The organism is Streptomyces sp. NPDC001634, assembly GCF_040298185.1.
Classification (GTDB): Bacteria; Actinomycetota; Actinomycetes; order Streptomycetales; family Streptomycetaceae; genus Streptomyces.
On record NZ_JBEOZU010000069.1, the window covers coordinates 29,942 to 55,741 of the forward strand.

Sequence of the window (25,800 nt, forward strand, 5' to 3'; positions counted from 1 at the left end):
CTCGGCGGGAGGCCGAGCCGCCGCGGCAGGAGCTGATCGATCTTGGAGAGCTCGGGTGATCAGTGTTGCCGGGGAGCGATCAAGTCAGCCGAGGTCGATCTCCGGGTACAGCGGGAACGGGGTCAGCAGGTCGCTCGCCCGGTGGGCGATCTCGTCCGCGATCTTCGGGTCCAGGACGTGCTGGGCCTTGGACGGGGTGCCCTTGCCGGTCGTGCCGGGGACGGCCGTCGTGAGGACGCGGTCGATCAGGGACGCGATCTCGTCCATCTCCGCCGTGCCCAGACCACGGGTCGTGAGCGCGGGCGTGCCGATGCGGATGCCGGAGGTGTACCAGGCGCCGTTCGGGTCGGCCGGGATGGCGTTGCGGTTGGTGACGATGCCCGACTCCAGCAGGGCCGACTCGGCCTGGCGGCCGGTGAGGCCGTAGGAGGTCTCCACGTCGATCAGGTTGAGGTGGTTGTCCGTGCCGCCCGTGACGAGCGTGGCGCCGCGGCGCATCAGGCCCTCCGCCAGCGCGCGTGAGTTGTCCACGATCCGCTGGGCGTAGTCGCGGAAGGACTCCTGCCGGGCCTCCGCCAGCGCCACCGCCTTCGCGGCCATCACATGCGGGAGCGGACCTCCCAGCACCATCGGGCAGCCGCGGTCGACCTGGTCCTTGAGGGAGTCGTCGCACAGGACCATGCCGCCGCGCGGGCCGCGCAGCGACTTGTGGGTGGTGGTCGTGACGATCTGGGCGTGCGGGACCGGGTCGAAGTCGCCGGTGAGGACCTTGCCCGCGACCAGGCCCGCGAAGTGCGCCATGTCGACCATGAGGGTGGCGCCGACCTCGTCGGCGATCTCGCGCATGATGCGGAAGTTCACCAGGCGGGGGTAGGCCGAGTAGCCGGCCACGATGATCAGCGGCTTGAACTCACGGGCCGATGTGCGCAGCGCCTCGTAGTCGATCAGGCCCGTGGCCGGGTCGGTGCCGTAGGAGCGCTGGTCGAACATCTTTCCGGAGATGTTCGGGCGGAAGCCGTGGGTGAGGTGGCCGCCCGCGTCCAGGGACATGCCGAGCATGCGCTGGTTGCCGAAGGCGCGGCGCAGCTCCGCCCAGTCCTCCTCGGAGAGGTCGTTGACCTGGCGTACGCCCGCCTTCTCCAGGGCGGGGGTCTCGACGCGCTGGGCGAGGACGGCCCAGAAGGCGACGAGGTTGGCGTCGATGCCGGAGTGCGGCTGGACGTAGGCGTGGCGGGCGCCGAAGAGCTCCTTGGCGTGTTCGGCGGCGAGCGACTCGACGGTGTCGACGTTGCGGCAGCCGGCGTAGAAGCGGCGGCCGACGGTGCCCTCGGCGTACTTGTCGCTGAACCAGTTGCCCATGGCCAGGAGGGTGGCCGGGGAGGCGTAGTTCTCCGAGGCGATCAGCTTGAGCATCTCGCGCTGGTCGGCGACCTCCTGGCCGATGGCGTCGGCGACGCGCGGCTCGACCGCTCGGATCACGTCGAGGGCGGCGCGGAAGGCGGTGGATTCGGTGGAGAGAGGCTGCTCTGGCATGGGGACCTCCGGACGACGTGCGTACAGCGTTCACGGTTGGCCCAGGCGCACGGCTCACAATCGCTTGACTCCGGGCCGCTCCCCGATGGTCGGTCCCATCCCAAGCGCGCCAGTCACGGCCCGGTGATCAGCCTACCGGGCGCGCCGCGGCGCCTTGTTCCCCCGTCCACCATGCGAGCGAGGATGGAACGAGGATGGAAGGGGAGCACATCCCGTCGTCCGGCCGGAAGGGGAGCACCGTGAGTACCACCGACACCCTCGTCGCCGCGGCCGAGGCCCACAGCGCACCCACCTACCGCCCCCTCCCGGTCGTCGTGGCCACGGCGGACGGGGCGTGGATGACCGACGTCGAGGGGCGCCGGTACCTGGATCTGCTGGCCGGGTACTCGGCGCTGAACTTCGGGCACGGCAACCGGCGGCTGATCGACGCGGCCAAGGCCCAGCTGGAGCGGGTGACGCTGACGTCACGCGCCTTCCACCACGACCGGTTCGGCGACTTCTGCGCGCAGCTGGCCGAGCTGTGCGGCATGGAGATGGTGCTGCCGATGAGCACGGGCGCCGAGGCCGTGGAGTCCGCGGTGAAGACGGCCCGGAAGTGGGGGTACCGGGTCAAGGGGGTGCCCGCCGAGATGGCGAAGATCGTGGTCGCGGGCAACAACTTCCACGGCCGTACGACGACGATCATCAGCTTCTCCACCGACCCGGAGGCACGCGCGGACTTCGGCCCGTACACGCCGGGCTTCGAGATCGTGCCGTACGGGGACATGACCGCGATGCGCGGGGCGCTGACGGAGAACACGGTGGCGGTGCTGCTGGAGCCGATCCAGGGCGAGGCGGGGGTGCTGGTGCCGCCGGCCGGGTATCTGCCGGCGGTGCGGGAGCTGACCCGGGAGCGGAACGTGCTCTTCGTCGCCGACGAGATCCAGTCGGGCCTCGGCCGGACGGGACGCACCTTCGCGTGCGAGCACGAGGGCGTCGTACCGGACATGTACGTGCTCGGGAAGGCGCTCGGCGGCGGAATCGTGCCGGTGTCGGCCGTGGTGTCGAGCGCCGAGGTGCTCGGGGTGTTCCGGCCCGGCGAGCACGGGTCGACGTTCGGCGGGAACCCGCTGGCCTGCGCGGTCGCCCTCGAGGTGATCGCGATGCTGCGGTCGGGCGAGTACCAGGCGCGGGCGGCGGAGCTGGGCGAGCATCTGCACCGCGAACTGGGGACGCTGACCGGCACGGGCCGGGTGACCCAGGTGCGCGGGCGCGGGCTGTGGGCGGGCGTGGACGTCCACCGGAGGTACGGGACGGGGCGGGAGATCTGCGAGAAGCTGATGGACCGGGGTGTCCTGGTCAAGGACACCCACGGGTCCACCGTCCGGATCGCCCCTCCGCTCGTGATCAGCAAGGAGGACCTGGACTGGGGGCTCGCCCAGCTGCGGGCGGTCCTGGGGGTCTGAGGTGGGCCCTCAGAGGACGACGTGCGGCAGGAAGCGGGCGTACTCGTCCGTGACCAGCCCGGACGACTCCCTGATGCCGAGCCCCGCCGACTCGTCCTCGACGACCCAGGCGCCGAGGACGACACGGTTGCCGTCGAAGGACGGCAGGGGCGCCAACTCCTGGTAGCAGCAGGCCTCTTCCCGCACGACGGGTTCGGCGCCCGGCTGGTGGACGGTCACCCCCTCGCCCTCGCGGCCGAGGAGCGGCTTGGCGACGTAACCCGTCGTGTGCGCGAGCTCCCGGGGGCCGTCGAGGTAGGCCGGGAGCAGGTTCGGGTGGCCCGGGTACAGCTCCCAGAGGATCGCGAGGAGCGCCTTGTTGCTGAGGAGCATCTTCCAGGCGGGCTCGATCCACAGCGTGCTGCCGGTGCCGCCGCCGTTGTCGAGGGTGTCCAGGACGTGGCCCGCGAACCGGTCGGTGGTGAGCCACTCCCACGGGTAGAGCTTGAAGCAACTGCGGATGAAGCGGAGCCGGTTGTCGACGAAACGCTCCGAGAGCGGGTCCCAGCCGATCTCCTCCATGGAGATCCAGTCGGTGTCGAGCCCGGCCTGTTCCGCGGTCTCCTTGAGGTAGGCGACCGTCATCAGGTCCTCGCCGAGTTCGTCGGCGGAGGAGTGCGCGAAGTAGAGCGGGCTGCCGGGCGGCAGGAGGGCTGCCTGCTTCCTCCAGGCGGCGATCAGTCGCTCATGGAGGGAGTTCCACTGGTCGGCGCCCGGGAAGCGGTCCTCCATCCAGAACCACTGGGGCGAGGCGGCCTCGACCAGGGACGTGGGCGTGTCGGCGTTGTACTCCAGGAGCTTGGCCTCTCCCGTGCCGTCGTAGCGCAGGTCGAACCGGCCGTAGACGGAGGGGAGTTCGGCGCGGCGGTGCCAGGCCTCGGCGACCGCACGCGCGACGCGCGGGTCGGTGATGCCGAGGTCGGCGAAGCGGTCCGTGGCGACGATGTGTCCGGCCGCGGCCAGGCACATGCCGTGCAGTTCCTCGACGACCTCCTCCAGCGCCTCCACCTCGGGGAGCGTGAAGACGTAGTAGGCGCTCTCGTCCCAGTAGGGGAGCCAGGCGTCGTCGGGGATGGGGGTCCCCCCTGCTCGAGCGGAGTCGAGAGCTTGGGGGAGGGTGAGCGGGTAGATCAGGCCCTGCGCCTCGACGGTCTGCTGCCAGCCGGGGCGGGGCTCGGTCGTACGGCGTTCCACGGGCCGCTCAGCTGCCGGTCTTGCCGTGGCTGCCGAAGCCACCGCGGTGGACGCCGCTGTGGCTGCCGCCGCTGGAACCGCCGGAGCCCCTGCCGGGCCTGATGAAGGAGCCGCCGTCGACCCAGCCGCTCTTCTTCTTGCCGCCGTAGTACCAGGAGCCGTTGACGGACGTCTTGGTGGACGTGCAGTTCTTGTCGGCGACGACCTTGTAGCCCTTGGCGAGGTTGTAGCTGTCGCGGTCGACGCAGCGCTTGTCCGGGTCCGAGGAGCAGGCTGTGAGGGCGGCGGCGAGGAGCCCCATGCCGCCGAGGACGACCGTGCCCGAGCGCAGTTGCCGGCGTGTGTCCGCCATGTTCGTGATCCCCCGTCGAGTGAGACGTCGTTGAGATGCCGTTGAGACATCGGTGAGAAGAAATTCGGCCACCACACTAAAGACCGTCACTCTGGCGTTCGAGTCCGCCCCCGCCGTTCCACACTCCCCTAAAGTCGCTTCGTGCTCTTTGGAATGGTGTGCGCGCTTGGTGCGGCGGTCTGTTTCGGTACGGCGACGGTGTTGCAGGCGGTCGCGGCACGTGCGGCGAGCACGGGCGGGGGCGGTGACGCGGCGCTGCTGCTGCGGGCGGTCAGACAGTGGCGGTACCTGGCGGGGCTCGCGCTGGACGGGCTCGGCTTCCTGCTGCAGATCGCGGCGCTGCGGTCGATTCCGATCTACGCGGTCGGCGCGGCGCTTGCGTCCAGTCTCGCGGTGACGGCGGTGGTCGCGGCCCGGCTGCTGCGAGTGCGGCTGAGCGGGGCGGAGTGGTCCGCGGTGTCCGTGGTGTGTGCCGGGCTGGCGATGCTGGGGCTGGCGTCCGGGGCGGAGGGTTCCCGGGCCGGATCCGAGGTCCTGAAGTGGGCGATGCTCGGGCTGGCCGTGGCGATACTGCTGCTCGGGCTTGTGGGCGGGCGGCTGCCGGGGCGGGGGCGGGCTCTGATCCTGGGGCTGGGCGCCGGGTTCGGGTTCGGGGTGGTCGAGGTGGCTGTGCGGCTGATCGACTCGCTGTCGCCCGGATCGCTGCTCACCAATCCGGCGACGTATGCGCTGCTGCTGGGGGGCGGGGCGGCCTTCCTGTTGCTGACGACAGCGTTGCAGCGGGGCTCGGTGACGACGGCGACGGCCGGACTGGTGATCGGCGAGACGATCGGCCCGGCCCTGGTGGGCGTGGTGTGGCTGGGGGACCGCACGCGGGAGGGGCTGGCGTGGCTGGCCGTACTGGGATTCATCGTCGCGGTGGCGGGGGCGCTGGGGCTGGCGCGGTTCGGGGAGGCGCCGGTCGTGGAGGCGTGACCGGGGCGTGACGCGTGCTGCCGTCGCTACTGCTGTCAGGGGTCGTGCGGTCGGCGCCGGCGCCATTTCGGGCCCTGCCGGTCACGGGCGGATGTATCGGGCCACTGTGTACGCGGTTGGGCCGGTGAGCCCCGTCCCTGTGCCGTCGAGCATGTCCAGGACCTCGAAGCCGACACCCTCCGCGTAGCGCTCCAACTCACGGGGGAACAGGACGCGTCTGCGGATCTCGTCTCGGGCTTCGTCGCCCGAGGGGAGCATCCAGTGACGGTGCATGGTGTTGATCTGGGTCCGCAGGTCCCACTCATGTCGGACGGTGACGGTCGCGGGTCCTCTCGGGGTGTCCACCGTGGCGGTGGACGGCTCGGTGCGGGTGATCGGGGCGACCGGGGAGCACAGCACGAGCAGCGCGCCCGGCCGGGCGTGGGCCGCAAAGGTGACGAAGACCTGGCTGACGTCCTCGTTTGCTGTGTACCGGATCAATCCCGAAACGGGCGCTCGTACTTCCGTGCGTGGAAAGTACACCGTGCGGCCGGTAGAGGTGCCGGAAGTGGGCCAGAAATACCCGCCGTGCACGTGTTCGCACTGCTCTCGGAGCCCCCAGGAGTTGAGCGTCAGAGTGGCCGAGGCGAACCGGCGCAGCAGAGGGGCACTGTGATGCGCTCGATCATCAAAGCGGCTGAATGGACACTCGGACCCGAAACGGCCGAGGGTGCTCCAGACGGAATCTACTCGGCCGAGTGCCTGACGTGCGGGGCTCAGGCGCAGTCAACAGTCCGAGAACGCTTGCCGGTTGAGGTCTGGGCGCTGAAACACACGGGGCTGAACCCCGACCATCGGCACTTCAAGGCCACGGCTGAGACGTTCTGGCGAGTCACCCCAGCGGAGGGCAACCCCTACCGCGAGCAGACCCCCGTCCTACCGGGGCGGGTAGCAAGACGGCGCTGGTACCGATTCCCCGCAGCGGCACAGCGAAAGGATAGGCACGTGAGCGCAGTCCCCGAGTTCGAATTCCGCACGTCTGCGGTGTGTACGTACAACAACAACGATCCGCGCTGTGTCGCGGTGGCGACGAACGTTCCCGGCAAGGTGGCGGTCCGCAACTCCGCAACCGGCGAGACGGTCGAATTCACGGTCGTCGAGTGGACCGACTTCCTGACCGGTGCCAAGCTGGGTGAATTCGACGTCACGGCGTAGGGAGTCCCCATGGGGCAGTGCCCGCAGTGCGGCAGCAGCGCAGAGCCCGACCCTGAACACTCCGGGATGGGCTGGTGCCTCACGTGCTGGCACTCGTGGGCCCTGCCGAGGGACACCCGCTGTGGGGGCTCGATGCCCCATCTGAGCCCCGCGCTGCGGGTACTGGACGAACACCGGCACCTGAACCGCTGAGCGACTGATACGGCCCCGGTCGGCACGCGTGCTGGCCGGGGCTCTCATATGCCCGCCGACCTGTGGTCTTTCCAAGTTTCAAGGGTTTAGGGTCTACCGGCTGACGGTTGTAACGGAACTCGCCGTCGTAGTCGTCCTCCAGGACCAGACCGCCGGTGCGCCGCGCCCAGTCGACGACGGCCGCCCGCCGGTCGGGATGCAGGGGCACGCCCATGGGGAACTGGTGTGCGGGAGTGAGCAGTACAGCTCCCTCCCCCGCCAACTCGGCGATGTTCGTGCCGAGTTCGTCGAAGGGAAGGGGCCGCGTACGCAGCACCGGCCGCCGTCAGCAGCCAAGCCCGGCGAGGGCCCCTCGCCCACCGAACTCGGTGAACTCGGGGCCACCCGCGTGACATTCGGGCCGGGGTTGCAGCGCCGGGCGACGGCAGCCCTCGGCGGGATCGCCGCTCGGCTGCGGCAGGGATGATCAGGGCAGCCACGCCTTCCATGTCGAGGCGTGGCCGTCCACCCACTTCTTCGCCGCCTCGGCCGGGGACAGCTTCTGGTCGGCGATCATCAGAGAGACCTCGTTCTGGTCCTCGGTCGTCCAGTGGAAGTTCTTCAGGAACCGCGCCGCCTTGCCCCCGTGCCGGGCGAAGTCCGCGTTCAGGTACTTCTGCAGCGGCGTGTGCGGGTACGCGCAGGCGACCTTCGCCGCGTCCGCGTCACAGCCCTCCTTGTACGGCGGCAGCTTCACCTCGGTCATCGGGACCTTCTTGAACAGCCACTGCGGCGCGTACCAGTACGTCAGGAACGGCTTGTGCTCCTTCGCGAACTGCCTGATCTGCGTGATCTGCGCCGCCTCCGAACCCGCGAACACCACCTGGTAGTCCAGCTTCAGGTTCTGCACCAGCGCCTTGTCGTTGGTGACGTACGACGGTGAACCGTCCATCAGCTGGCCCTTGCCGCCGCTCTCCGCGGTCCGCAGCTGCGGCGCGTACTTGTTCAGGTTCTTCCAGTCGGTGACGTCCGGGTGCTGCCGGGCGAAGTACGTGGGCACGTACCAGCCGATGTGGCCGGTGACGCCGAGGCCGCCGCCGCGCGCGATCGTCTGCTTGTCCTCGACGTACCGCTTCTCCTGGTCGGGGTGGCCCCAGTCCTCCAGGATCGCGTCGACCCGGCCCTGGCTGAGCGCGTCCCAGGCGGGGACCTCGTCGACCTGGACGGTGTCCACTCGGTAGCCGAGCTCGTGTTCGAGGATGTACTGGGCCACGGCCACATTGGCCTGCGCGCCCACCCACGACTGCACGGACAGGGTCACGGTCTTCGCGCCCTGCGCGCCCGCGAAGGGCGAGGCCTGCTTGGTCATGTCCGCGGCGCCGCAGCCGGTCGTCAGCGCCAGAACGGCCAGGGCCGTCATGATCTTCGTGCGTGTACGAGGCATCTCACTCTCCCTTCTTCGCGCGCCGCTCGGCCGGCTGGGTCACCCGGTCGAGCATCAGGCCGAGGCAGACGATCGCCGCGCCGGCCACCAGGCCGGTCGCCAGGTCACCCTGGGCGAGGCCGAAGACGACGTCGTAGCCGAGCGCGCCGCCGCCGACCAGACCGCCGATGATGACGACGGCGAGGACCAGCACCACACCCTGGTTCACGGCGAGCAGCAGCGCCGGACGGGCCAGCGGGAGCTGGACCTGGCGCAGCTGCTGGACGCTCGTCGCGCCGAGCGAACGCGCCGACTCCAGGGCGGCCGGGTCGACCTGGCGCAGGCCCTGGGCGGTGATACGGACGACGGCCGGAAGCGCGTACACGACCGCCGCCACGGCGGCGGGCGCGCGGCCGACGCCGAACAGCGCGACGACCGGGATCAGATAGACGAACTGCGGCATCGTCTGGAGCACGTCCAGGACGGGGCGCAGTGCCCGCTCGAAGCGGTCGCTGCGCGCCGCCGCGATGCCGGTCGCGAAGCCGAGGACGAGGGTGACGGCGACGGCGGCGAGCACCTGGGACAGCGTGTCCAGGGAGGGCTTCCACACGCCGAGCACTCCGGTCGCGGCCATCGCGAGGACGGCGGTGAGCGCGGTGCGCCAGGTGCCGATCAGCCAGGCGAGCGCGGCGACGACGAGCAGGACCGACCACCAGGGCAGCCACTGCAGCCCGGAGCGAAGGGGGTCCAGGATCCAGGTGGTGAAGTGGCCCGCCCAGTCGGCGGTGCCGCCGACGTACGGGACGCCCGAGTACAGATGGGCGGTCATCCAGTCCACGGCCCGGTTCACCGGCTCGGCGATGTGCACCGTCCAGGCGTCCGGCCAGTCCTGGCGGCCGGCGAGACGTGCGGCCACGGCGACGACGACGGTCCCGGCGGCGGCGTACGCCCAGCCCGCCCGGCCGCCGGCCCGGGGGCCCTCGCCCGCCGCGCCCGTGACCCGGTCGAGGACGACCGCGAGCAGCACGATCGGGATGCCGGCGGCGAGCGCGGCGCCCACGTCGACGGAGGCGAGCGCCTGGTAGACCCGGTCGCCGAGGCCGGCCGCGCCGATCACGGAGGCGATGACCGCCATGGACAGCGCCATCATGATCGTCTGGTTGAGGCCGAGGAGCAGTTCCTTGCGGGCCAGCGGGAGGCGGGCGGTGAACAGGCGCTGGCGGGCCGTGGTCCCGAGCGACTCGACCGCTTCGAGTACCTCCCTGTCGGCCCCCCGCAGGCCGAGCGCCGTGAGGCGGGCCATCGGCGGTGCCGCGTAGACGACGGTGGCGAGGACGGCGGCGGGGACTCCGATGCCGAAGACCAGGACGACAGGCAGGAGGTACGCGAACGCCGGGAGCACCTGCATGGTGTCGAGGACGGGGCGCAGGGCGCGGAACATACGGTCCGAAAGGCCGGCGGCGAGACCGAGCAGCGCGCCGAGCGCGACCGAGACGAGTACCGCGACCACCATGAGCGCCAGCGTCTGCATGGTGGGCACCCACATGCCGAGCAGACCGCAGGCGAGGAACGCGGCGGCCGTGCCGAGGGCCAGGCGTACGCCTGCGGCACGCCAGGCCAGCAGCCCGGCGGCCGCGGTCACGCCCGCCCAGCCGGCGGCGAGCAGCACAAGGTAGACGGCGCGTACGGACAGGACGACGGCGTTGCTGATGTAGCCGAAGAAGTAGAGGAAGAGGGGGTGGCTGTCGCGGTTGTCGATGATCCAGTCACCGGCACGGGTCAGCGGCTTGGACAGGTCGACGGTGAGCGCGTGCGGCCAGCTGCTGCCGGCCCAGCGGGCGTGGGCCAGGGGCACGAGGACCGCTGCCGCGAGGGCCAGGAGGGCGAGCTTGGCGACGGCTCGGTTGCGGAGGATTGCGGGGAAGGGGGAACGGGCGGCGGTTGCCGTTGCTGTGGCCATCAAGCGTCCCCCTTGCTGCGGTTGGCCGGGAGGGGTTGCGCTTGCCGGCCCCGGCCGGGTGCTGCTGCACCCACCCGTGCCGCCCCAGCGGCACGATTGCCCGCGGCTACGCCGGCGACCACGCCGAGCAGCGTGTCCGGGTCGACCATCCCGACGCATCGCCCCGCGTCCACGACCCGCGCCGGCGTCCCGGCCCGGGCCACCGCCTCGATCGCCTCCGACACCGTCGCGTCCGCGGACACCGCCGGGCCGTGCGCCGACTCCGCGGCGGTTGCGGCCCGCATCGCCGTGCGGACCGTCAGCACCTGCTCGCGCGGTACGTCGCGGACGAACTCGCGGACATAGTCGTCGGCCGGGGAGCCCACGATCTCCTCGGGGGTGCCCAGCTGCACAATGCGCCCGTCCCGCATCAGGGCGATGCGGTCGCCCAGCCTGAGTGCCTCACTCAGGTCGTGCGTGATGAAGACCATCGTGCGGCCCTCCTCGCGGTGCAGCCGGACCACCTCCTCCTGCATATCGCGCCGGATCAGCGGGTCGAGCGCGCTGAACGGCTCGTCGAACAGCAGCACTTCGGGGTCGACGGCGAGCGCGCGGGCCAGCCCGACCCGCTGACGCTGACCGCCCGACAGCTGCGCGGGGCGCCGCTGCTCCATGCCCTCCAGGCCGACCTTGGCGACGAAGACGGCGGCCCGCTCCCGGCGTTCGGCCCTGCCGACGCCCTGGATCTCCAGGCCGTACGCCACGTTGTCGAGGACCGTGCGGTGCGGCAGCAGACCGAAGTGCTGGAAGACCATCGCGGCCCGGTGGCGGCGCAGTTCACGCAGCCGGGCCTTGTCCGTGGCGCGCACGTCCTCACCGTCGATGGCGATGCTGCCCGCGGTCGGCTCGATGAGGCGGGTGAGGCAGCGGACCAGCGTGGACTTGCCGGAGCCGGACAGGCCCATGACGACGAAGACCTCGCCCTTGCGGACGTCGAAGCCCACGTCCCGGACGGCGGCCGTGCAGCCCGTGCGGCTGCGCAGTTCGGCGGGCGGGAGCGCGGCAAGTCGGGGGTCCGACGGGACACGGGCCGCCTTGGGGCCGAAGACCTTCCACAGACCGTCGACGGAGAAGACCGGAGTACTCATCACGCACCACCGCCGATCAGGTCCACGGCCTTCTCCCCGACCATGAGCACCCCGATCATCGGGTTCACGGCGGGCATCGTCGGGAAGACGGACGCGTCGGCGATACGGATGCCGTCGAGGCCGCGGATGCGCAACTCGGGGTCCACCACAGCCAGTTCGTCGGTCACGGCGCCCATGCGGCAGGTGCCCGCGGGGTGGTACACGGTGTGCGCCACCTGGCGCGCGTATGCGCTGAGCTCCTCGTCACCGGTGATGTCCGGGCCGGGGCACACCTCCCGCTTGAGCCAGCCCGCCAGCGGCTCGGTCCGAGCGATCTCGCGGGCGATCCGGATGCCGTCGACGAGGGTGCGGCCGTCGTGGTCGTCCTCGTCGGTGAAGTAGCGGAAGTCGAGCGCGGGTTTGACGGACGGGTCGGCGCTGGTGAGATACAGCCGGCCGCGGCTCTTCGGCTTGGGGATGTTCGGTGTCATCGAGACGCCGTACGGCGGCCGTTCGTAGCCCAGCCGCTCCGGGTTGTCCATGAACGGGACCTGGTAGAAGTGGAACATCAGGTCGGGGCCCGCGTGGTGTGGATCGCGGCGTACGAAGAGCCCGGCGTCGCTGTCCATCGCGGAGTTCTCGGGGATCGGGCCGTGCGTCTCCCACACGATCACCGACTCGGGGTGATCGAGCAGGTTCTCGCCGACGCCCGGCAGATCGTGCACGACCGGTATGCCGAGCTTCTCCAGGTCCGCCTTCGGGCCGATACCGGAGTGCAGCAGGAGCCGCGGGGAGTCGACGGCACCGGCGCACAGCACGACCTCGCGCCGGGCCCGTACGAGGATCTCCTCGCCGTCCTTGGTGCGCACGTGCACGCCCTCGGCCCGGGTGCCCGCGATCTCCAGCCGGTACGCCCAGGTCTCCAGGAAAATACGGAGGCCCGGGCGGTTGTCCATCACCGGGTGCAGATACGCCACCGACGCGCTCGACCGTTTGTTGTTCTCGGGGTGGTAGGCGAGGTCGAAGAAGCCGGTGCCCTCGGTGAACGGCTTCTTGTTGAAGCCCTCGATGCGCGGGACGCCGAGCGCCGCCCGCGCCGCCTCGACGAAGTCACGGGCGATGGCGTTCCGGTCCTTCTCGTCGACCGGGACGATGTTGTTGAGGAGCCGGGCGTAGTACGCCTCCATCGGGACGGCGCCCCAGCCCTCGGCGCCGGCCGCCTCCCACTCGTTCCAGTCGGACGGCAGCGGCTTGAACGCGATCAGGGTGTTGTGCGAGGAGCAGCCGCCGAGCACACGGGCGCGGCTGTGCCGGATGTGGGAGTTGCCGCGCGGCTGCTCGGTGATCGGGTAGTCGTAGTCGAGTTCGCCGCCGAGCAGGCCCGTCCAGCGGCGCAGGGTGAGGACGTCGTCACGGCCGACGTCGCTGGGGCCGCCCTCGATGACGGCGACGGTGACGTCCGGGTTCTCGGTGAGGCGGGAGGCTATGACGGAGCCCGCCGTGCCGCCGCCGATGACGACGTAGTCGTAGGTGTGCTGCTGATCGGACATGAAGTACTGCTCCTCGGGGTCGTGCAAAGGTGCCGCGCTGCAGGGGGGTGGGGGTTCAGCCCGCGAACCAGCGGACCGGGCGCGGCGCGAGGTTCTGGTAGACGTGCTTCGCCTCGCGGTACTCGGCGAGGCCCGCGGGGCCGAGTTCGCGGCCGATGCCGCTCCTGCCGAAGCCGCCCCACTCCGCCTGCGGGAGGTAGGGGTGGAAGTCGTTGATCCAGACGGTGCCGTGGCGCAGCCGCCGGGCGAGACGGCGGGCGCGGCCGGGGTCGGCGGTCCAGACGGCTCCGGCCAGGCCGTACTCGGTGTCGTTGGCGAGGGCGAGCGCCTCGTCCTCCGTGCGAAAGGTCTCCACGGTCAGCACGGGGCCGAAGACCTCTTCCCGCACGGCCTTCATGTTCCGGTGGCACTGGTCGAGGACGGTCGGCTCGTAGAAGTAGCCGGTGGCGGGCCTGGTCCCGCTCGGCTCGGGGCGCCTGCCGCCGCAGCGCAGCACCGCGCCCTCGGCGAGCGCGGAGGCGACGTACTCCTCCGTCCTGGTGCGCTGCTGCGCGGAGACGAGCGGGCCGCACTCGACATCCTTCTCGGTGCCCCGGCCGAGGCGTATCAGGCTTGCCCGGCGGGCGAGTTCGGCGACGAAGCGCTCGCGCAGCGACTCCTCGATGATGAGGCGGGAGCCCGCCGAGCAGACCTGGCCGCTGTGGATGAAGGCGGCGTTGAGGGCCTGGTCGACAGCGGTGTCGAAGCCGTCGTCGGTGGCGCAGGCGTCGGCGAAGACGACATTGGGGTTCTTGCCGCCGAGTTCGAGGGCGAGCTTCTTGACGCCCGCGGCGGCGGCCTGCGCGACCTTGGTGCCGCTGACCAGTCCGCCGGTGAAGGAGACGAGGTCGACGCCGGGGTGCTCGGCGAGCCGGGCGCCTGCCGAGTGCCCGGGCCCGGTGACCATGTTCGCGACCCCGGCGGGCAGACCGGCCTCGGCCAGCAGTCCGATCAGCTCGATGGTGGTCATCGGGGTGATCTCGCTCGGCTTGACCACAAAGGTGTTGCCCGCGGCGAGGGCGGGGGCGATCTTCCAGCTCGCCTGCAGGAGCGGGTAGTTCCAGGGTGTGATCAGGGTGCAGACGCCGACGGGCTCGTGCACGACGACGCTGTGGACGTCGGGCGAGCCGGCATCGACGACGCGGCCGGCGCTCTCGGCGGCGACGAGGTCCGCGAAGTAGCGGAAGGTGTCGGCGACACAGTCGATGTCGACCCGGCCCTCCTCGACCGTCTTGCCCGCGTCCCGGCTCTCCAGGAGACCGAGATCTTCGCGATCGCGTACGAGGAGATCGGCTACGCGGTGCAGGAGTGCGGCACGCTCGGCGACGGGCGTGTGCGGCCAGGGTCCCTCGTCGAAGGCACGACGGGCGGCCGCGACGGCGTCGTCGGCGTCCCGTTCGTCACCCTCCGCAACAAGCGCGAATGGCTCGGCATCCGCGGGGTCGAGGATCTCGCGCGTGGCGCCGGAGCGGGCCGTGCGCCACTCCCCCGCCACGTGAATCGTCGGTTCTGCCTGCCGTGCCTGCTGTGCGGCCATGATCGGTGTTGCCTTCCGTTCCTGTTCGATGCCCCCGTGTCACACGCGTGTCACTCTCGGGGGCCGGGTGCGCCTGCCCCTGGGCCCCGGATGCATGCGCGCTCCGTGGCCGAAAGTGCTGGGCGTCACTGAAAATGCGGGCGAAAAGGGTGAAAAGTACGCTGAGGAGTGCTGTGCTCACGCTGAGCGGTGCCGCGCTGATGGAGGTGCGATGTCTCGGACCCATGGATTCGCGATCGCGACGTATGCCGCGACAACGGCCCTGTCGGTGGGCCTGTTGTTCTCCCCCGGGCTGACCGGCGTCTCGCCGGCCCAGACCGGAGGCAACCAGAGTCCGCAGCAGCTGGCCGCCCAGGCGCAGGCGGGCCTGGCGAAGGCGGCATCGGTCCGGGTCGGCTACGTGGACCGGAGCGCGACGGCCGTGTCGGGCAGCCGTATGCCGACGTCGATGAACCTCGCGCTCGACCGGCGCGGCAACTGCGCGGGCACTCTGACGCTGGGCGGGCACGGCGGCAGCGTCGAGATCATCAAGCGGGGCCCCGACGTCTGGCTGAAGCCCGACGCGGTGTTCTGGAAGGCCGCGATTCCCGGTCGGCGGGGCGTCGCCGCGGCCGCTTCGTTCGGCAACCGCTACATCCACGGCTCCACGGCCGGCACGCTGCTCAGCGGCATCGCCGGTACGTGCGACCTCGGGACCCTCCAGAAGGCCGCGATGGTCACCGTGCCTGCCTCACTGACGGAGGGCCTCGCGACGATGGTGAACGGCACCCGGGTGGTCCCCCTGACCTTCCGGGTGAACCGCCTGACGTCGACGCTGTACGTCACGCCCGGCAAGCCGCACCACCTGTACCGCGCGGCCCAGCGGGGCCCGGGCACCAATCTGTCCCTCACCTTCACGGACTACAACAAGCCGGTCCGGGCGACGCCCCCGCCCGCGAGCCGCACGGTGGACATCTCGAAGGTCCCGAACATGCGATAGGCGGGACGCCGGCCTGCGCGAGGCCGCGTGGAGGCTAACGGGCCCCGGCGCTCGCCGACCACTCGGCCATCAGGTCCCGGACGCAGCCGCGCAGCCACGCGTGCGCCGGATCGGCGTCGTGGCGCGGATGCCAGGCCAGTCCCAGCCGCAGCGGCGGGAGCGGGAGCGGCACCTCGAACGTGACCAGGCCCAGCTCCGATGCCAGCGGCAGGCTCCACGAACCGATCAGGCCCACGAGGTCGGTGTCGCGGATCACGAAGAGTGAGGCGGGGAAGGTGCCGACCGTGCCCACCACCTGGCGCTTCAGCCCCAGTTCGGCCAGGGCGGCATCCACCGGGCCATGGAGTCTGCCGCGGCGCGAGACGATCAGATGGCCGGCCTCCGTGGCGAACCGCTCGGGCGTCAACTCCCCCTCGAACAAAGGATGTCCGGCCCGTACGACCCCCACCATCCGGTCCTCGTGGAGCGTCTCCACATGCACCTCGGGCGCCGCCGTGTCGACGACCCCGACCTCCAGGTCGGCGGTCCCCTGCCGCAGGAACGGCGCGTCCACATGGCTCTCGGCGAGGAAGCGGATGCGGATGCCCGGCGCCTCCCGGGCGGCGCGGGCGAAGAGGGCCGCGCCGTAGGACGCGGCGATCGCGTCGTGGCCGAGGATCGTCATCGTACGGCTGACGCTCCTGAGGTCCGCGTCGCGGCCGGGTGCGAACAGGGCACGGGCACGCTCCACCACGGCGCTCACCTCGGCGCGTACGGCCAGGGCGTGCGGGGTCGGCACCATCCGGCGTCCGGCGCGGACCAGGACGGGGTCGCCGAGCGCCTTGCGGATCCGGCCCAGGGTGCGGCTCATCGCCGGCTCGGAGAGATGGAGCCGGCGGGCGGCGCCCTGGACGCTCTCCTCTTCGAGAAGGACGTCCAGGGCGACCAGCAGATTGAGGTCGAGGCCGGTGGATTGCGTCATACGCATCCATCCCTTGCAAAGGTTGCACTGGAAAGCAGGTCAGGGCCGAGCCTACGGTGGCAGGGCATCCCGCACCACACCGAGCTCCCGGGAGGAGCCGTGCCCTCGCACGCCCTGAAACGCCCGACACTCCTGGCCCTGTGCGCCTGCGTCCTGGTCGCGCAGAGCATGGTCGCCGCCATCAACCTGCTGATCCCTCAACTGAGTTCGTCATCCCTGCACCCCTCGCACAGCGAGATCCTGTGGATGGTCGACGCGTACGTCATCGTCTTCGCCGGACTCCTCATCCCGTCCGGCGCGCTCGGCGACCGGTACGGCCGCAAGGGCGCGCTGCTCACCGGGCTCGCCCTGTTCGCCGCGGGCGCCGCCACCAGCGCGCTCGCGACGGACCCCGCGGTCCTGATCGCGGGCCGCGGTCTGTCCGGCGCGGGAGCCGCGCTGATCACGCCCGCGACCATGTCGGTCCTGATGCACCTCGCCGCCCCGGAGCACCGCCCCCGTGCCCTGGCCTCCTGGACCCTCGCGATCGGCCTCGGCGGACTGGCCGGCAACCTCCTCGGCGGGCTGGTCGGCCAGTTCCTGTCCTGGCGCGCCCTGTTCGGGGCCATGGTCCCGCTGGCCGCGCTCCTGGTCCTCGCCGTGGCCGTCACGACCCCGCGCACGGAACGCGCCGCGCGGAGCAACCCCGACCCCCTCGGTACCCTCCTGCTGACCGCCGGTCTGGTCGCCGTCCTCTTCGGCATCATCGAGGGGCCGGCCTACGGCTGGACTTCACCGCGGATCCTGGGCGCGTTCGCGGCGGGCGCGCTGCTCGTCGTTCTGTTCACCACTCACGCCCTCCTTTCACACACCCCTCTTTTCGACCCGCGCGTCTTCGCCTCGGGCCCGCTGCGCGCCGCCACCCTGGGCACGGCCACCGGCTTCTTCGGCCTCTTCTCCCTCTTCTACGTCAACTCGCAGTACCTGCAGGACATCAAGGGCTACGGCCCCGCCCTCACCGGCGTCGCGATCGCGCCGCTGACGGTCGGCATGGCGCTCGCCCAGAGACTGGCCGCCCGTTGGGCGGGCCACCCCCGTGCCGTCATCGGCAGCGGTCTCGCCCTCATCGGCCTCGGCCTGCTCGGTGCGTCCACCGCGGGCGCGGGCACGCCCTACTGGACGTACGCCTGCTGGCTGCTCGTCATCTCGGCCGGCACCGGGTTCAGCATGCCCGCACTGACGTACGGTGTCGTCTCCTCGCTCCCGGCCCACCAGGCCGGCCTGGGCTCCGGTCTCGGCACCTCGGCCCGGGAGATCGGCGCGGCCCTCGGCGTCGCGGTCACCGGCACTGTCCTGGCCGCCCACCCAAACCTTCCGCACGGCATGGGCCCGGCTCTGCGCACCGTCGCTCTGGTGGTCCTGGCAGCCACCGCGGCGGTCGTCGCGGGGTACGGCAACGGGGCGAGGTCACGCACTGTCGCGTCCGGACCTGAACGCGTACTATCGCGTTCGGCGCGGCCCTGAAGGAGCAACTGGCGCTGTGTGCCCGCGAGTTACCACTCATCACGAGGAGCCGTTCATGCCCGCGCTGCTGAACCCGATCCTGGACCTGATGATGCTCCGGGGCACGATCACCGAGGCCGAGCCCCTCGCCGCCCGTATGCGGCGGCTGCGCATCGAGGGCGACGGACTCGCGGGACTGGAGGTGCGGCCCGGGCAGCAGGTACGGGTTCTGGTCGGCGGCGGGCTGACCCGTCGCACGTACTCGGTGTGGCGCTACGAGCCCGCAGGTGCCGTGGAGTTGTGCGTCCTGGACCATCCGGGTGCCGGTCCCGGGGCGCGCTGGGCTCACGGCGCGAGAGTGGGCGACGAGATCCGCCTGGGCAAGCCGGAAGGGTCGTTCGTGCTGCGGGCCGACGCCTCGCACCACGTCTTCGTCGGCGACGAGACGGCGTCCGTGGCTTTCGGGGCGATTCTGGCGGCGCTGGACGACCGTGCCCGGATCTCCGGCTGCGTGGAGACCGGGACGGCGGCGGACCGGCTGCCGCTGCCCCATGCCGGGCGGCTCGACTGGTCGCTGCGGAACGAGGGTTCCCTCACCGACGCGGTACGGCGGCTTGCGCCCGAGCCGGGTGGGACGGCGTACGTCGCCGGGGAGGCCAGGACAGTTCAGCAGGTACGGCAGGTGCTCGTCCGGGAGTGCGGCTGGGACCGGCGCTCGGTGCTCACCAAGCCCTTCTGGGCACCGGGCAGGCGGGGACTGGAGTGATGCCCACGTGCAGAAGAACGGCCACAGGCCCCGTTCCGGCGGAACCGGAACGGGGCCTGTGGCGCGAGGTCGTGGCAGACCCCGGAGGTCAGATGAGGCCGAGGGAGCGGACCGCCTCGCGCTCCTCCTCCAGCTCCTTCACCGAGACGTCGATGCGGGCGCGGGAGAACTCGTTGATGTCCAGGCCCTGGACGATCTCGTACGTGCCGTCCTTGGTGGTGACCGGGAAGGACGAGATGAGGCCCTCCGGGACGCCGTAGGAGCCGTCCGACGGGATGCCCATGGAGGTCCAGTCGCCCTCGGCGGTGCCGTTGACCCAGGTGTACACGTGGTCGATCGCGGCGTTGGCGGCGGAGGCGGCCGACGACGCGCCGCGGGCCTCGATGATCGCGGCACCGCGCTTGGCGACGGTCGGGATGAACTCCTCGGCCAGCCACTTCTCGTCGTTCACGACCTCGGCGGCGTTCTTGCCGGCCACCGTGGCGTGGAAGATGTCCGGGTACTGGGTGGCGGAGTGGTTGCCCCAGATGGTCAGGCGCTTGATCTCGGAGACCGGGGTGCCCGTCTTCTTCGCGAGCTGGGTCAGCGCGCGGTTGTGGTCCAGGCGGGTCATCGCGGTGAAGCGCTCGGCCGGTACGTCCGGCGCGGCGGCCTGGGCGATCAGGGCGTTGGTGTTGGCCGGGTTGCCGACGACGAGGACCTTGATGTCGTCCGCGGCGTGGTCGTTGATGGCCTTGCCCTGCGGCTTGAAGATGCCGCCGTTGGCCTCCAGGAGGTCACCGCGCTCCATGCCCTTCGTGCGCGGGCGGGCGCCCACGAGGAGGGCGACGTTGGCGCCGTCGAAGGCCACGTTCGGGTCGTCCGTGATGTCGATGCCCTGCAGGAGCGGGAACGCGCAGTCGTCCAGCTCCATGGCCGTGCCCTCGGCGGCCTTCAGCGCCGGGGTGATCTCCAGGAGGCGCAGCTTGACCGGCACGTCCGCGCCGAGCAGCTGGCCGGAGGCGATGCGGAAGAGCAGTGCGTAGCCGATCTGGCCGGCCGCGCCGGTGACGGTGACGTTCACGGGAGTGCGGGTCATGGCGTTCTCCGTATGACAGCTGGCGGTGGGGCTTCCTCGCCCCGGGGTGCTGGATCCCCGCCGCCGGCTCGTGGCCGGCGCCCCGCCGCGATGATCGATCAGGGGTACGAATGATCGATCTCTTGGCGTCAAGAGAGATCCAGCGGTCAGGCTATCGCGCATCCGGGATGCCGGACGGCCGGGTCCGTGTGGCCCGCCCCACAACCGGACGACAACGGCGGCCGCCTGTCCGGGAGAGGGGGACTGAGTGGCGGCCGCCGTGTGGGGGTTGTCCGACCGGGAGGGGTATGGGCCTCCCGGCACTGCCGGACTCCCGTGGGGGTACGGTGCGCCTGCCCCGTCGCGCGACGCTCATGCGTGTCCAACGAGATTGTTTTCAAGGAGAGGCGCGCGTCACCGTTCCGCACGCCCCTCGCTTCACGGTTGCTCCCCTCCGGGCGCCTCCTACGCTACGCCCTCGGAGCCCCCTTGGTCCTCGTACGCGCTACTTCGTGCACCCCTTCTGGCCCGACGCCAGCGTCACGCAGGCCTTCGCCCCGGCCGCGTCCTTCACCGCCACCATCGGGGTGTACGCGTCCGTGTCCCCGGCCGCCGTGACCGATCCGGTCTGCTTGGCCGAGGTACCCGCGGACACGTCGACCCTGTCGCCCTGCGCCGCCCGGGTGATACGGGCCCACGCGGCGCCGCAGGTCTTGTTGTAGCGGACCTCGACAAGGGTCGTGCCGACGGTGGCGCTGGTGGTGGTCCTCGCCTGCGTGCCACCGCAGCCCATGTTCTCCGGGTCCTTGCCGGTGCAGCTCGCGCCGCTGCATTTGACGCCGGCCGGCAGGTCCGGGTTCGGACTCGCCGACGTCGCGGACGATTTGGGCGCTCCCTGCGACTTCTTGCCGTCGCCGCCGGTGAGATAGAAGGCCGCGGCGATCACCACGAGCGCCCCCAGCACACCCGCGAGGAACATCGTCAGCTGTCGCTTGCGGCGCGCCCCCTCGGAGGGACCGCGGGCGTCCGGCCGGTTGTCGCGCGGCGGGCCGCCGGCCGCCTCCGGACCGTACGCCCCGGGTGCACCCGGCGTCCGCGCCGGCTCGTCCGGCGAGGTCGCCGCGGTGGTGGGCCCGGCGGTCCCCGACGGCCCCTTGTACCCGGCGAGTCCCCAGGAGTTGGCGCGCGGGGAACCGCCCTGCGACGTCCGTACGTCACCCCCGGCGTCCGGGGTCTCCGCGGCCGTCGGCTGCGGCGGCACGGTCGGGGCCACCCCGGCCGGTCCCGCGATGCCCGATGTCACCGTGGCGCTGCGGGTCGTCCTGCCGGCGCGGCCCTCGGTCTCGGTGGCCGCCCCGGACTCCCCGAGCGCGGAGCGCGCCTGGGAGATCCGGATGGCCTCCATGGTCATGTCGTGGCGCAGCTCCGAGCGGCTCCAGGCGCGCTCGGCCAGCTCCCACATGGTGGTCAGATGGACGGGATTGGTGCCGGTCACCTCGGCCAGGGCGACGATCGCGCCCTTCGGCGCGAGCAGCCGGCCGTTGAGGTAACGCTCCCAGGACGTCTTGCTGTAGCCCGTGCGGTCGGCCACGGCTGGGACGCTCAGCCCGCTGCGGTCCACGAGCCGCCGCAGCTGGCCTGCGAACTCCCTGACCTGCGGGTCGAGTTCATCGGGCAAGGCCTTCCAACGAGGCATTGCTTTCCCCCCTCTTTCCCCCCGGTACGTGCTGTCTTTCCCCCGTGCGTGGTGCCCGCTGCCGAGTCCCCGTTCTGGCTACCCACGGGGATGCGCCCGGCCAGGATTTCAGTTCCCGGGATGGGGGCGCACGGGAGCATTCGGACGGGGGCGCGCACCGTTGCACGCCCGGGACGCCCCGGACCGTCCCGATTGACACGTTAGACCCGCTGTACAGATGATTCGGCGCGCATCCGCGAACTTGTCAACACATCGACACAACGGTGACACAGCGGCGACCTCAGCAGACCCAGGGGGATCAGGTCACCCGAGCGTGACGGCACCGACGAGGGCGACGACGAGCAGCACGAACAGGCCCAGGAGGGCGACGAGCAGAAGGCGGCGACCGGCGGGCCGAGGCTCGGGCTCCACCACCGGCCGCTCCCACCAGGGGACCGTCGGGTCCTCCTCGTACTCGCCGGGCGTCGGGTCGTCCGCCGGGGCGGGTGCCTGGGCCGGCGGCTTGGGCCAGGCGTGCACGGCCAGTTCCCAGCGCACACCGAAGCGTTCGGCCTCCTCGCCCGCGAGGCCCGCGACCCGGCACAATGCGGCAACCGCCTGACGGGGCGGCGGCTGGGTGGCGTTGAGGTAGCGCTGCCAGGAGGACTTGCTGTACGCGGTCTGCGCACCGAGGGCGACGAGGCTGAGTCCGGTTCGGTCCTTCAGGAGCCGCAACTGCTCCACGAAGTGCCGTACCTCCGGCGGCAGATCGTCCGGCAGTGGCTGCCAGGCGCCCATCGCTCACTCCTCCGCTTGGCGGTCCCAGACCCTGTTTCCGTTCGATTGACGATGTCAGGGGCTACATCGGTTCCGTTGCGGAGCGCCGACACCGTAGCGGAACGGTCACTTCCGTGCCACAGCAAACCGCCAGGTGTTGTACAGCTCCGACATGTACATGAGGGTGGTTCCCGGGCAGCTCAACCGCCCGGCGCCCGGCCTCCCACGGGGGAGAGGCCGGGCGCCCCTTTTGGGCCCGTTCGCCTTCTCGGCCCGTTCGCCTTCTCGGCCCGTTCGCCTTCACGGCCCGTTCGCCTTCACGGCCCGGCGGCCTTGGCGGCCCGTTCGCCTTCGCGGCCCGGCGGCCTTCGCGGCCCGTTCGCCTTCGCGGCCCGGCGGCCTTCGCGGCCCGTTCGCCTTCGCGGCGCCTCAGCCGATGTCGCGAGAGCGGCCAAGGTCATCCGCCGGGTGTCACCAGCCCCGTCTCGTACGCCACCACCACCGCCTGGGCCCGACTGTCCAGGGCCAGTTTGGTCATCGTGCGGTTGAGGTGGGTCTTGACCGTGGCCTCGCTGATGTAGAGGCGCTCGGCGATCTCCAGGTTGGACAGGCCCCGGGCGATCAGCTTGAGGACCTCGACCTCGCGGGAGGTCAGCGCGGCGAGGTCCGGGGGCGGCGCGGCGCCGGGCACGGCGGCAGCCTGGCGGGCGAACGCCTCGACCAGTCGCCGGGTCACGCTGGGCGCGAACAGGGCGTCGCCGCCGCCGACCGCGGCCACCGCCGCGAGCAGCCGCTCCGGCCCCGAGTCCTTGAGCAGGAACCCGGACGCCCCGGCCCGCAGCGCCCCGTACACGTACTCGTCGAGGTCGAACGTGGTCAGCACGAGCACGCGCGGCGAGAGGCCGGGCGTCCCGTTCGCCTCGGCGAGGATGCGCTCGGTGGCCTCGATGCCGTTCATGCCGGGCATCCGGATGTCCATCAGGATCACCTCGGGGCGCGTCTCGGCGGCCAGCCGCACCGCCTCCGTGCCGTCATCGGCCTCGCCGACGACCTCGATGCCGGGCGCCGCGTTCAGCAACCCCACCAGACCGGCCCGGATCAGGAACTGGTCGTCGACGACGAGCACCCGGGTCATCCGGTACGCCTGGTTCGTGCGGTCATCGCGTACGGTCGTCCCCCTGCCGAGCGGCCGCCGTCGAGGTCGGAAGGGTCAGCCGTACGGCGAACCCGCCCTCCGCCAGCGGGCCGATGCTGATCGTCCCGCCGTAGAGCTTGGCCCGCTCCCGCATGCCAATCAAGCCGTGCCCGCTGCCGCTCGGGACTCTGGCCGGAAACACCCCCTTCCCGCCGCTCGAGGCTCTGGCAGGAATCACCCCCATCGCGTCCCCGAGGACCCTGTCCGGAATCACCCCCTTCCCGTCGTCCGTGACGGCGACCATCACATGGTCCTTCCGGTAGTGGAGTTCGACGTCGGCGCGGGCGCCCGGGGCATGCTTGATGACGTTGGTCAGGGCCTCCTGGACGACGCGGTACGCGCACAGATCGACGCCGGGCGCGAGCGGGCGCGGGGTGCCCTCGACGCGCAGCTCGACGGGGACGCCGCCGGCCCGGACCCGTTCGACCAGGTCGTCGAGGCGGTCGAGGCCGGGCATGGGGGCTCCGGGTGCGCCGTCGGCATCGGCCAGATCCTCCTCCCGCAGCACCTGGAGCATGCGCCTCAGTTCGTCGAGCGCCTCGCCGCTGGTGTCGGCGATCGTGCCGAGTGCGGCGCGGGCGGTGGCCGGGTCGGAGTCGAAGACGAAACGGGCCAGGCCCGCCTGCACGGAGACCACCGACATGTGGTGGGCGACCACGTCGTGCAACTCCCGTGCGATGCGCCCGCGTTCCTCGCCGACCTCGCGGCGGGCGCGCTCGGCCTGTTCCGCGCGTAGTTGCCGGGTGAGTTCGGCGGAGCGGCGGGCGAGGGTGCCGAACCGGACCAGGACGGCGGAATCGAGCAGGGCCTGGCCGACGACGGACGGCATGGACGACTTGGGGGTGACGAGACCGGCGTAGACCCACACCGCGCTCATCACGGCCGCGCACGCGACGGCGGTGCGCATCGGACGGCCGGAGGCGACCGTGTAGAGGGCGAGCATCGGGCCGAAGGTGCACACCACCGGCCAGTAGCCGAAGGTCACGTAGACGACACCGGCCGCGTTCACCGCGCCGAAGACGGCGAGCGGCGCACGGGCGCGCAGCGCGACCGGCAGATGCGCCAGGGCGACCAGCACATAGGCGCGCGCATCGAGTTCCGGCCAGCCCTGCGCCACGGACTCCCGGCCGAGCAGGGCGGCCACACCGAACATGGCGAACGCGGTCAGCGTGTCGATGAGGTACGGACGGGGCGGCCGGATGCGCATCGTCGCAGCGTAGCGCCGGTGCGCCCGCCCCCGAGTCAACCTCACGCCGTACCACGGAAGTTGCAGGAAGCGCGCGGCTACCGCGCCCGGTGGGACGGGAGTTCAACCCGGTGCAGGACGCGGGGGCCGCCGGCCCGCCCGTACGTTCTGTGACGCAAGGAAACGCAGCCGGCCGACCACCGGCACCGCGTCCACAGAGGGGAAACCACAGCTCATGAACGCTCGCAGGCGTCTTGCCACCGTCCTCACCGGCGCCGTCCTCATCGGCACCGGCCTCGCGGCCGCCGCGCCCGTCGCGGGTGCTGCTCCGGGCGTGTCGGACATCGCTTACGGCAGCGGCAACCGAACCGGGGTGCTCTGTGTCCAGCACGGCATCAACGACTGGGCGCAGCGCACCGGGCAGGGCCGGCCGCTGGCGGAGGACCATGATTTCGGGGCGAACACGCGGACCTGGGTGCGGAAGTTCCAGTCCGCCTCCCACCTCGCGGTCGACGGGATCGTCGGCAAGAACACCGGCAACAGCATCCTCGACAACCTGACGGGCGACAGCACCTGGCGCGCCAACTGCTACGACTACATCCCCAGCACGCACCACTGACGTACGGCGACGGCGGGCCGTCCCTTCCGGGGGGAGGGACGGCCCGCCGTGGTGTGCGCCCGAAAACGACGGGTCAGGTGCGGATCGTGAAGTGCAGCGTGTCGTCGAGAAACGGTATCTCCAGCCAGGGGTTCGGCTGGGCCATCATCGCGAGCAGCACGATGGCGACGCCCAGGACGCCGTACGTGATCATGTCCGTGAAGCGGGACCGCACCGCGAGCATGCCCACGTCGGGCAGCACCCAGCGCATCACGGCGCCCGCCATGAGCGCGACACCGATGAGGATCGTGCCGAAGCGGAACGCGTCCAGCGCGGTCACCAGCAGTCCCACGCCCACGACGGCGAGCACGGCGAGGATCGGCCACTGCCGGGCGGGCGCGGGCGCGCCCCGGGGTGCCGCCCGGCCGCCGCCCTCGGGCCGCGCGGTGTCCTGCGTGATCCGCGGAAACCGCCGGGACAGGGGTGCTCCCTGCGGCCCGTCTTCATCATCGGGAGCGGTGTGGGCGTCCGGCGCGGTGGGCTCGTCGGCGGCGCTCCGGTCGGCGGTCGAGGTGCCGCGCCCGCCCGGCCCGGCGGCCGCGGCGT

Annotated in this window: 22 protein-coding genes, 3 pseudogenes and 1 riboswitch; of the genes and pseudogenes, 8 read left to right on the plus strand and 17 right to left on the minus strand. The window is 71.6% G+C overall.

Translation table 11 applies throughout. The features are described 5' to 3' along the window. Nucleotides 1-84: 84 nt before the first annotated feature. Entirely contained in the window at nucleotides 85-1,533 is a 1,449-nt protein-coding gene (locus ABT186_RS34530) for a glycine hydroxymethyltransferase (RefSeq protein WP_351928431.1), read from the minus strand. 32 nt (nucleotides 1,534-1,565) lie between these two features. Next, nucleotides 1,566-1,660, minus strand: a riboswitch (ZMP/ZTP riboswitch). Between the two features lie 112 nt (nucleotides 1,661-1,772). Between ABT186_RS34530 and rocD the strand changes: the two genes are divergently transcribed. After that, nucleotides 1,773-2,978, plus strand: coding sequence for an ornithine--oxo-acid transaminase (gene rocD / locus ABT186_RS34535; RefSeq protein ID WP_351226839.1), 1,206 nt, complete (start codon nucleotides 1,773-1,775; stop codon nucleotides 2,976-2,978). Nucleotides 2,979-2,987: 9 nt separating this feature from the next. Here rocD and ABT186_RS34540 read toward each other — a convergent pair whose 3' ends face one another. Both ABT186_RS34540 and ABT186_RS34545 read right to left on the minus strand, forming a co-directional pair. After that, entirely contained in the window at nucleotides 2,988-4,211 is a 1,224-nt protein-coding gene (locus ABT186_RS34540; RefSeq protein WP_351226841.1) for a glutathionylspermidine synthase family protein, read from the minus strand. A gap of 7 nt (nucleotides 4,212-4,218) precedes the next feature. Then, nucleotides 4,219-4,563, minus strand: a complete 345-nt coding sequence (locus ABT186_RS34545) for a hypothetical protein (protein ID WP_351226843.1) — start codon at nucleotides 4,561-4,563, stop codon at nucleotides 4,219-4,221. Nucleotides 4,564-4,716: 153 nt separating this feature from the next. Between ABT186_RS34545 and ABT186_RS34550 the strand changes: the two genes are divergently transcribed. Beyond that, nucleotides 4,717-5,538, plus strand: coding sequence for a DMT family protein (locus tag ABT186_RS34550; protein ID WP_351226865.1), 822 nt, complete (start codon nucleotides 4,717-4,719; stop codon nucleotides 5,536-5,538). 81 nt (nucleotides 5,539-5,619) lie between these two features. On the opposite strand, the pseudogene ABT186_RS34555 reads toward ABT186_RS34550, so the two are convergent. Continuing rightward, nucleotides 5,620-6,000: pseudogene (locus tag ABT186_RS34555) on the minus strand (SAM-dependent methyltransferase); the annotation flags it as partial. A gap of 192 nt (nucleotides 6,001-6,192) precedes the next feature. On the opposite strand from ABT186_RS34555, the gene ABT186_RS48095 reads away from it, so the two are divergent. After that, complete coding sequence (locus tag ABT186_RS48095) at nucleotides 6,193-6,732, plus strand: DUF397 domain-containing protein (RefSeq protein WP_502973412.1); 540 nt, start codon at nucleotides 6,193-6,195, stop codon at nucleotides 6,730-6,732. Between the two features lie 286 nt (nucleotides 6,733-7,018). Here ABT186_RS48095 and ABT186_RS34565 read toward each other — a convergent pair. Further along, nucleotides 7,019-7,237 (minus strand): annotated as a pseudogene (locus tag ABT186_RS34565) (PLP-dependent aminotransferase family protein); the annotation flags it as partial. A 27-nt stretch (nucleotides 7,238-7,264) separates the two neighbouring features. Here ABT186_RS34565 and ABT186_RS34570 point away from each other — a divergent pair. Continuing rightward, a pseudogene (locus tag ABT186_RS34570) lies at nucleotides 7,265-7,390 on the plus strand (isocitrate lyase/phosphoenolpyruvate mutase family protein); the annotation flags it as partial. On the opposite strand, the gene ABT186_RS34575 reads toward ABT186_RS34570, so the two are convergent. Genes ABT186_RS34575 through ABT186_RS34595 form a run of 5 tightly spaced genes read right to left on the minus strand, consistent with a single transcriptional unit; the run spans nucleotide 7,391 to nucleotide 14,518 of the window. Continuing rightward, nucleotides 7,391-8,347: an ABC transporter substrate-binding protein gene (locus ABT186_RS34575; protein ID WP_502973413.1), complete on the minus strand. Its 957-nt coding sequence runs from the start codon at nucleotides 8,345-8,347 to the stop codon at nucleotides 7,391-7,393. It abuts the pseudogene before it with no gap. A gap of 1 nt (nucleotide 8,348) precedes the next feature. Then, nucleotides 8,349-10,286 (minus strand): ABC transporter permease, encoded by a 1,938-nt coding sequence (locus tag ABT186_RS34580; protein ID WP_351928433.1) that lies wholly within the window; start codon nucleotides 10,284-10,286, stop codon nucleotides 8,349-8,351. Continuing rightward, on the minus strand, nucleotides 10,286-11,413 hold the full coding sequence (locus tag ABT186_RS34585; RefSeq protein WP_351928435.1) for a quaternary amine ABC transporter ATP-binding protein: 1,128 nt from the start codon (nucleotides 11,411-11,413) through the stop codon (nucleotides 10,286-10,288). Before ABT186_RS34585 ends, ABT186_RS34580 begins: the two co-directional genes overlap by 1 nt. Further along, entirely contained in the window at nucleotides 11,413-12,942 is a 1,530-nt protein-coding gene (locus ABT186_RS34590) for a GMC family oxidoreductase (RefSeq protein WP_351928437.1), read from the minus strand. The genes ABT186_RS34585 and ABT186_RS34590 overlap by 1 nt, the downstream gene beginning before the upstream one ends. A gap of 55 nt (nucleotides 12,943-12,997) precedes the next feature. Next, on the minus strand, nucleotides 12,998-14,518 hold the full coding sequence (locus ABT186_RS34595) for an aldehyde dehydrogenase family protein (RefSeq protein ID WP_351226853.1): 1,521 nt from the start codon (nucleotides 14,516-14,518) through the stop codon (nucleotides 12,998-13,000). Between the two features lie 211 nt (nucleotides 14,519-14,729). Here ABT186_RS34595 and ABT186_RS34600 point away from each other — a divergent pair, with 211 nt between their 5' ends. Then, nucleotides 14,730-15,497, plus strand: a complete 768-nt coding sequence (locus tag ABT186_RS34600; protein ID WP_351226855.1) for a hypothetical protein — start codon at nucleotides 14,730-14,732, stop codon at nucleotides 15,495-15,497. A gap of 34 nt (nucleotides 15,498-15,531) precedes the next feature. Here the strand turns inward: ABT186_RS34600 and ABT186_RS34605 are convergent, their stop codons facing one another. Continuing rightward, the gene (locus tag ABT186_RS34605) at nucleotides 15,532-16,464 is read right to left on the minus strand and encodes a LysR family transcriptional regulator (protein ID WP_351226857.1); all 933 of its coding nucleotides are present in this window, start codon (nucleotides 16,462-16,464) and stop codon (nucleotides 15,532-15,534) included. A 93-nt stretch (nucleotides 16,465-16,557) separates the two neighbouring features. Between ABT186_RS34605 and ABT186_RS34610 the strand changes: the two genes are divergently transcribed. Next, complete coding sequence (locus ABT186_RS34610; RefSeq protein WP_351928439.1) at nucleotides 16,558-17,961, plus strand: MFS transporter; 1,404 nt, start codon at nucleotides 16,558-16,560, stop codon at nucleotides 17,959-17,961. A gap of 55 nt (nucleotides 17,962-18,016) precedes the next feature. Beyond that, nucleotides 18,017-18,706, plus strand: coding sequence for a siderophore-interacting protein (locus ABT186_RS34615; RefSeq protein WP_351226861.1), 690 nt, complete (start codon nucleotides 18,017-18,019; stop codon nucleotides 18,704-18,706). Between the two features lie 88 nt (nucleotides 18,707-18,794). Here ABT186_RS34615 and ABT186_RS34620 read toward each other — a convergent pair whose 3' ends face one another. The 5 genes from ABT186_RS34620 to ABT186_RS34640 all read right to left on the minus strand — a co-directional run bounded on the left by ABT186_RS34620 (nucleotide 18,795) and on the right by ABT186_RS34640 (nucleotide 24,617). Beyond that, nucleotides 18,795-19,784, minus strand: a complete 990-nt coding sequence (locus ABT186_RS34620; RefSeq protein WP_351928441.1) for a malate dehydrogenase — start codon at nucleotides 19,782-19,784, stop codon at nucleotides 18,795-18,797. Nucleotides 19,785-20,268: 484 nt separating this feature from the next. Then, complete coding sequence (locus ABT186_RS34625; RefSeq protein WP_351928443.1) at nucleotides 20,269-21,459, minus strand: helix-turn-helix domain-containing protein; 1,191 nt, start codon at nucleotides 21,457-21,459, stop codon at nucleotides 20,269-20,271. Nucleotides 21,460-21,762: 303 nt separating this feature from the next. Next, complete coding sequence (locus tag ABT186_RS34630; protein ID WP_351225905.1) at nucleotides 21,763-22,236, minus strand: helix-turn-helix domain-containing protein; 474 nt, start codon at nucleotides 22,234-22,236, stop codon at nucleotides 21,763-21,765. 436 nt (nucleotides 22,237-22,672) lie between these two features. Beyond that, nucleotides 22,673-23,350 carry a response regulator gene (locus ABT186_RS34635; RefSeq protein ID WP_351225907.1) on the minus strand — a complete coding sequence of 226 codons (678 nt, stop codon included), beginning with the start codon at nucleotides 23,348-23,350 and terminating at the stop codon, nucleotides 22,673-22,675. A 22-nt stretch (nucleotides 23,351-23,372) separates the two neighbouring features. Further along, the gene (locus ABT186_RS34640; RefSeq protein WP_351225909.1) at nucleotides 23,373-24,617 is read right to left on the minus strand and encodes a sensor histidine kinase; all 1,245 of its coding nucleotides are present in this window, start codon (nucleotides 24,615-24,617) and stop codon (nucleotides 23,373-23,375) included. Nucleotides 24,618-24,831: 214 nt separating this feature from the next. Between ABT186_RS34640 and ABT186_RS34645 the strand changes: the two genes are divergently transcribed. Beyond that, entirely contained in the window at nucleotides 24,832-25,215 is a 384-nt protein-coding gene (locus ABT186_RS34645; RefSeq protein WP_351225911.1) for a peptidoglycan-binding domain-containing protein, read from the plus strand. A 73-nt stretch (nucleotides 25,216-25,288) separates the two neighbouring features. Here ABT186_RS34645 and ABT186_RS34650 read toward each other — a convergent pair. Then, nucleotides 25,289-25,800: DUF3017 domain-containing protein (locus ABT186_RS34650; protein ID WP_351928445.1), on the minus strand; the 512-nt coding region annotated here is incomplete at its 5' end.